Source organism: Tissierella sp. (genome assembly GCF_052089545.1).
Lineage (GTDB): Bacteria > Bacillota > Clostridia > Tissierellales > Tissierellaceae > Tissierella_A.
This window is the reverse complement of the sequence record NZ_JBQDAA010000195.1, coordinates 1-4,263: the sequence shown is the minus strand read 5'-3', so window position 1 is coordinate 4,263 and position 4,263 is coordinate 1. Positions and strand designations below refer to the sequence as shown.

Sequence of the window (4,263 nt, the reverse complement as noted above, 5' to 3'; positions counted from 1 at the left end):
AGGGTAAAGATAATATATAAAGAATTGTTGAGTATAATTGATGAATATAAACCAGATGATTTAGCGATAGAAGAACTATTTTTTAATAAAAATGTTAAAACAGCTATAAAGGTTGGACAGGCTAGGGGAGTTGAAATATTAGCTGCTGCAAATAGAGGCTTAGATATATATGAGTATACACCTCTTCAAATTAAACAAGCTACAGTAGGCTATGGTAGAGCTGAAAAACACCAAGTTCAAGAGATGGTAAAGATGCTTTTAAATTTAAAAAAGACACCTAAACCGGACGATGTTGCTGATGCATTGGCTGTGGCTATTTGCCATGCAAGTTCAATAAAATTTAAAGAGAATTTTAGGATGAAATAGGAGAGAAAATACTTATATGATAGAATTTATAATAGGAGATATAGTAGATATAGATGAAGATTTTACAATAATTCAAAATAATAATATGGGATATAAAATATTTTGTTCATCAAACTCGTTAAAACAATTAGAAATAGGAAAAAAAGATCAAATGATATATACTCAATTAAATGTAAGAGATGATGGTCTTTTTTTATTTGGATTTGTGACTATAGAGGAAATGAATATGTTTAAACTCCTTTTAAGAGTTTCTAAAATAGGGCCTAAGATTGGTATAGGTGTCTTGTCTGCTTTAACTCCAAATCAAATTAAAATCGCAATTATGAATAAAGATATACCGACCTTATGTAAAGCTCCAGGGATAGGTAAAAAAACAGCTGAGAGGATAATATTAGAACTTAAAGATAAAATAGATGTAAACATAGATTTAGAAATAGAAAACTTAAATGAAGTAGGAAGTGGATATAATGAGTCTGTAGAAGCACTTATATCTTTGGGGTACTCAAGATATGAAGTAGAAAAAAGTATAAAAAACTTGAATATAGATAGTATGAATGTAGAGGATATTATTAGAAATGCTTTAATAAAACTTTCCAAAAACTAAAGGAGTAATTATTTATGGAAGATGGACAAAATAGGATTGTGTCTGGAGGATTAACAAATGACGATACTGAGTCAGAATTATCTTTAAGACCTAAATGGATAAATGAATATATAGGACAACATAAAGCTAAAGAAAAGTTAAATATATTTATAAAAGCAGCAAAAGGAAGAGAAGAATCTTTAGATCATGTACTTTTACATGGACCACCAGGTCTTGGTAAAACAACTCTTGCAAACATTATAGCAAATGAAATGGGTGTAAACATCAAAGTAACTTCTGGACCAGCCATAGAAAGGCCTGGAGACTTAGCTAGTATACTTACAAATTTGGCGCATGATGATGTTTTATTTATAGATGAAATACATAGAATAAATAGAACTGTAGAAGAAATACTTTATCCTGCAATGGAAGATTTTGCACTAGATCTTATAATAGGAAAAGGTCCTTCTGCAAGAAACGTAAGATTAGATTTATCTAGATTTACATTGATCGGAGCAACAACTAAGGCAGGACTTTTAACATCTCCTTTAAGAGATAGATTTGGAGTGCTTTTAAATTTAGAACTATATAAAACTGATGATTTAAAAGAAATTGTAATTAGATCTTCTTCTATTTTAAATATAAAAATAGAAGAAGAAGGTGCTATAGAAATAGCTAAAAGATCACGTGGTACACCTAGAATTGCAAATAGATTATTAAAGAGAGTAAGAGATTATGCAGAGGTTATGGAAAATGGTGTCATAACACTTGATGTAGCTAAAAAGGGACTCAAGATATTAGAGGTAGATGAACTAGGTCTTGATGCGGTAGATAGAAAAATACTTTTAACTCTGATAGAAAACTTTAGAGGACGACCAGTTGGTGTTGATACATTATCTGCTGCTACTGGAGAGGAACGAGCAACAATAGAGGATGTTTATGAACCCTATTTACTTCAAATTGGATTTATAAATAGGACTCCTAGGGGAAGAGTTGCAACTAAAAAATCATATGATCATTTTAATATCCCTTATATTGAAGAATAAAATTAAAGTAAAAGGATGGAATTATGCAGACAAAAGACTTTTTTTATAATTTACCAGAAGAATTAATAGCTCAAGTACCACTTAAAGATAGAACTAAATCAAAGTTGTTAGTTTTAGATAAAAAATCTGAAAAAATAGAACATAAATATTTTAAAGATATAATAGATTATTTAAATAAGGGGGATACTCTGATATTAAATGATACCAGAGTACTTCCAGCAAGATTATTTGGAAATAGAGTAGGAAAAGATGAAAAGATAGAATTTTTACTTCTTAAAAGAGATGAAAAAGATACATGGGAATCATTAGTAAAACCAGGTAAAAAAGCTAAAATAGGTTCACTAGTTGAATTTGGTAATGGACTTTTGAAGGCAGAAGTTGTAGGTATAGACAGTGAAGGAATAAGAAAACTCAAATTTAGCTATGAAGGAATATTTGAAGAGGTATTAGATAGGTTAGGTGAAATGCCACTTCCACCATATATAAAGGAAAAACTTTCAGATAAGGAGAGATATCAAACGGTTTATTCTAAACATTTAGGATCAGCTGCAGCTCCTACAGCTGGACTTCACTTTACTGATGAACTTTTAAAGAAAATAGAAGAAAAAGAAATTAATATTGGTTTTATAACACTTCACGTGGGGCTTGGAACATTTCGGCCTGTTAAAGTAGATGATATATTAGATCACCATATGCATTCAGAATTTTATACTGTATCTGAAGAAACGGCAAATTTTATCAATAGAACAAAGGAAAATGGGAAAAAAATAATAGCTGTTGGAACAACTTCAGTTAGAACTCTTGAAACCTTATCTGATGAAGATGGATTTGTTAAAAGTGGCTCTGGTTGGACAGATATATTTATATATCCAGGATATAAATTTAAATTAGTAGATAATATTATAACTAATTTTCATCTTCCAGAGTCTACTTTATTGATGCTTATAAGTGCATTTACATCTAAAGATTTAATTCTTAGAACTTATAAGGTAGCTATAGATGAGAGATATAGATTTTTTAGTTTTGGAGATGCTATGATAATTAAATAATAGGAGGTGATGTTTAAATATGGCTATTAAATTTGATTTAATAAAGGAAGCAAAAGATTCAAAGGCAAGATTAGGGAAAATAACTACACCACATGGGGAAATAGAAACACCAATATTTATGCCGGTGGGTACAAGGGCTACTGTAAAAACAATGACTCCGGAAGAAGTAAAAGATTTGGGAGCGCAAGTAATACTATCTAATACTTATCATTTGTATCTAAAACCTGGACATGAACTTATAAAAAATGCTGGGGGACTTCATAAGTTTATGAACTGGGATGGACCTATCTTAACGGATAGTGGGGGATTTCAAGTATTTAGTCTGGGAGATCTAAGGAAAATCAAAGAAGAAGGTGTTAATTTTAGATCTCATATAGATGGTTCAAAACATTTTATAAGTCCTGAAAGATCTATTGAAATTCAAAATGCATTGGGATCGGATATAATGATGTGCTTTGATGAGTGTACGCCTTATCCTAGTACTTACGAATACACTAAAGCATCTATGGAAAGAACTAGTAGATGGGCTCAGAGGTGTAAAGATGCTCACACTAATATAGAAAATCAAGGATTGTTTGGGATAGTTCAAGGTGGAATGTATAAAGATTTAAGAGAACAAAGTGTTAAAGACTTGGTAGCTATGGAATTTCCTGGGTATGCAATTGGTGGTTTAAGTGTAGGAGAACCTAAAGAGATGATGTGTGAAATATTAGATTTTACAACCCCATTACTTCCAAAAAACAAACCTAGATATAATATGGGAGTAGGAACACCTGATTATTTATTTGAATCAGTAATTAGAGGGATAGATATGGCAGATTGTGTAATGCCTACTAGAATAGCCAGAAATGGTACTGTTATGACAAACCATGGTAGACTTGTTATAAGAAATGCAAAATACTCTAAAGATTTTTCAAAATTAGATCCAGAATGTGAATGCTATACTTGTAAAAATTATTCAAGGGCATATATCAGACATTTATTTAATGTTGATGAAATTCTAGGTGCTAGACTTGCTACAATTCATAACTTGCATTTTTTAATAAAGCTTATGGAAAATATTAGAACTGCTATAAAAGAAGACAGACTTATGGAATATAAGGATGAATTTTATAAAAAATATGGATATAATTAAAAACTTTATCTTTTTTAAGGTTTTTATTGTATAATAATATTAAAAAGGAGGGGAAAATATGAACCCACAACAAATTCAAGGATT

At 30.4% G+C, this 4,263-nt stretch carries 5 protein-coding genes; all 5 read left to right on the top strand.

Features of this window, described 5'->3' with window-relative positions:
* Positions 1-366: crossover junction endodeoxyribonuclease RuvC (gene ruvC, locus ACTHW2_RS11305; RefSeq protein WP_442264027.1), on the top strand; the 366-nt coding region annotated here is incomplete at its 5' end.
* A gap of 16 nt (positions 367-382) precedes the next feature.
* Entirely contained in the window at positions 383-970 is a 588-nt protein-coding gene (ruvA, locus tag ACTHW2_RS11300) for a Holliday junction branch migration protein RuvA (RefSeq protein WP_442264026.1), read from the top strand.
* 14 nt (positions 971-984) lie between these two features.
* Positions 985-1,995 carry a Holliday junction branch migration DNA helicase RuvB gene (ruvB, locus tag ACTHW2_RS11295; RefSeq protein ID WP_442264025.1) on the top strand — a complete coding sequence of 337 codons (1,011 nt, stop codon included), beginning with the start codon at positions 985-987 and terminating at the stop codon, positions 1,993-1,995.
* A 23-nt stretch (positions 1,996-2,018) separates the two neighbouring features.
* The gene (queA, locus tag ACTHW2_RS11290) at positions 2,019-3,044 is read left to right on the top strand and encodes a tRNA preQ1(34) S-adenosylmethionine ribosyltransferase-isomerase QueA (RefSeq protein ID WP_442264024.1); all 1,026 of its coding nucleotides are present in this window, start codon (positions 2,019-2,021) and stop codon (positions 3,042-3,044) included.
* 19 nt (positions 3,045-3,063) lie between these two features.
* Positions 3,064-4,179: a tRNA guanosine(34) transglycosylase Tgt gene (gene tgt, locus ACTHW2_RS11285; RefSeq protein WP_442264023.1), complete on the top strand. Its 1,116-nt coding sequence runs from the start codon at positions 3,064-3,066 to the stop codon at positions 4,177-4,179.
* The last annotated feature ends 84 nt before the right edge of the window (positions 4,180-4,263 follow it).

Bases quoted from the DNA above. Each gene is read 5' to 3' on its own strand.
- ruvA (WP_442264026.1), top strand. From the start codon at position 383: ATGATAGAATTTATAATAGGAGATATAGTAGATATAGATGAAGATTTT.
- ruvB (WP_442264025.1), top strand. From the start codon at position 985: ATGGAAGATGGACAAAATAGGATTGTGTCTGGAGGATTAACAAATGAC.
- queA (WP_442264024.1), top strand. From the start codon at position 2,019: ATGCAGACAAAAGACTTTTTTTATAATTTACCAGAAGAATTAATAGCT.
- tgt (WP_442264023.1), top strand. From the start codon at position 3,064: ATGGCTATTAAATTTGATTTAATAAAGGAAGCAAAAGATTCAAAGGCA.